This window comes from Shewanella sp. M16 (assembly GCF_018224605.1).
In the GTDB taxonomy this organism is placed as follows: Bacteria; Pseudomonadota; Gammaproteobacteria; order Enterobacterales; family Shewanellaceae; genus Shewanella; species Shewanella oncorhynchi.
Genome location: NZ_JAGTUL010000096.1, coordinates 1 through 2,252 on the forward strand (window position 1 = coordinate 1; position 2,252 = coordinate 2,252).

2 tRNA genes and 2 rRNA genes are annotated in these 2,252 nt (G+C 48.9%); all 4 read right to left on the reverse strand.

Annotation, left to right across the window (positions count from 1 at the left end):
• Positions 1 to 433: ribosomal RNA gene (locus tag KFE26_RS23505) — 23S ribosomal RNA — on the reverse strand; the annotation flags it as partial.
• Between the two features lie 362 nt (positions 434 to 795).
• Positions 796 to 871: transfer RNA gene (locus KFE26_RS23510), tRNA-Ala, on the reverse strand.
• Between the two features lie 138 nt (positions 872 to 1,009).
• Positions 1,010 to 1,086, reverse strand: a tRNA-Ile gene (locus tag KFE26_RS23515).
• Between the two features lie 99 nt (positions 1,087 to 1,185).
• Positions 1,186 to 2,252 (reverse strand): 16S ribosomal RNA (locus tag KFE26_RS23520); the annotation flags it as partial.

Here is a 2,252-nt window from a genome sequence, read left to right on the forward strand (position 1 = left end):
GTCAGTCAGGAGTATTTAGCCTTGGAGGATGGTCCCCCCATATTCAAACAGGATGTCACGTGTCCCGCCTTACTCGTTTTCATCAATGGTTAGTTTTCATGTACGGGGCTATCACCCTGTGCCGCTGCGCTTTCCAACGCATTCCACTAACACCCCACTGACTTAAGGGCTAATCCCCGTTCGCTCGCCGCTACTAGGGGAATCTCGGTTGATTTCTTTTCCTAAGGGTACTTAGATGTTTCAGTTCCCCTCGTTCGCCTCGCAACACTATGTATTCATGTTGCGATAACAGCTTATGCTGCTGGGTTCCCCCATTCGGACATCGTTAGCTCAAATGCTTGTTACTAGCTCGCCAACGCTTTTCGCAAGTTACTACGTCCTTCATCGCCTCTGACTGCCAAGGCATCCACCGTATACGCTTAGTCGCTTAACCATACAACCCAAATGAGTTTCACTCACCTGCGTCGCATTGCGACCAGCTTGGTTTTACTTGTCTCACTTCTGACCAAAGAAGTGGACGCGCCTTAGACGTAAACTATTCAGCAAAGAATAATTTACTATTGAATATTCAAGACACTTAATAAAGTGTTTGAGAACTCATGTTCAATGCTTGCGCATTAAACGTTTTGTAATTAATCACATGACAGACTCATGCAATTAAATACTATCAGCTTTCCAAATTGTTAAAGAGCGGGCTTAAAAAAGCCAAAGATAATTTTTAAGTTTATCTTTGGCATCTCTATCCATAGTGCATATGCCTTATTACTTTGCAATAAAGTCAGAATAAGGTGTAAATGGTGGAGCTATGCGGGATCGAACCGCAGACCTCCTGCGTGCAAGGCAGGCGCTCTCCCAGCTGAGCTATAGCCCCATTTACATGCAGTGCGAGTAAGTAAGATGTTCCAAACCTCTAAAAGGATTGGTTTGCCAAATCGAGTTATCCGCGGCAAATTAACGCGACGTTTAGTTCACTAAACGAGTGTTAATTTAACAAAGGATAACGAAGATTTGGTGGGTCAGAGTGGACTTGAACCACCGACCTCACCCTTATCAGGGGTGCGCTCTAACCAGCTGAGCTACAGACCCATCTTTGATAAACCTATTTAACTAGGTCCATCTTTTACTCTTTCTTCTATCAAGCAAATCTGTGTGAACACTCAACAAACATTAAGTTAGTCGTATAGGTAAGGAGGTGATCCAGCCCCAGGTTCCCCTAGGGCTACCTTGTTACGACTTCACCCCAGTCATGAACCACAAAGTGGTGAGCGCCCCCCCGAAGGTTAAGCTACCCACTTCTTTTGCAGCCCACTCCCATGGTGTGACGGGCGGTGTGTACAAGGCCCGGGAACGTATTCACCGTGGCATTCTGATCCACGATTACTAGCGATTCCGACTTCATGGAGTCGAGTTGCAGACTCCAATCCGGACTACGACGAGCTTTGTGAGATTAGCTCCACCTCGCGGCTTTGCAACCCTCTGTACTCGCCATTGTAGCACGTGTGTAGCCCTACTCGTAAGGGCCATGATGACTTGACGTCGTCCCCACCTTCCTCCGGTTTATCACCGGCAGTCTCCCTAGAGTTCCCACCATTACGTGCTGGCAAATAAGGATAGGGGTTGCGCTCGTTGCGGGACTTAACCCAACATTTCACAACACGAGCTGACGACAGCCATGCAGCACCTGTCTCACGGTTCCCGAAGGCACTAAGCTATCTCTAGCGAATTCCGTGGATGTCAAGAGTAGGTAAGGTTCTTCGCGTTGCATCGAATTAAACCACATGCTCCACCGCTTGTGCGGGCCCCCGTCAATTCATTTGAGTTTTAACCTTGCGGCCGTACTCCCCAGGCGGTCTACTTAATGCGTTAGCTTGAGAGCCCAGTGTTCAAGACACCAAACTCCGAGTAGACATCGTTTACGGCGTGGACTACCAGGGTATCTAATCCTGTTTGCTCCCCACGCTTTCGTGCATGAGCGTCAGTCTTTGTCCAGGGGGCCGCCTTCGCCACCGGTATTCCTCCAGATCTCTACGCATTTCACCGCTACACCTGGAATTCTACCCCCCTCTACAAGACTCTAGTTCGCCAGTTCGAAATGCTATTCCTAGGTTGAGCCCAGGGCTTTCACATCTCGCTTAACAAACCGCCTGCGCACGCTTTACGCCCAGTAATTCCGATTAACGCTCGGACCCTCCGTATTACCGCGGCTGCTGGCACGGAGTTAGCCGGTCCTTCTTCTGTAGGTAACGTCACAG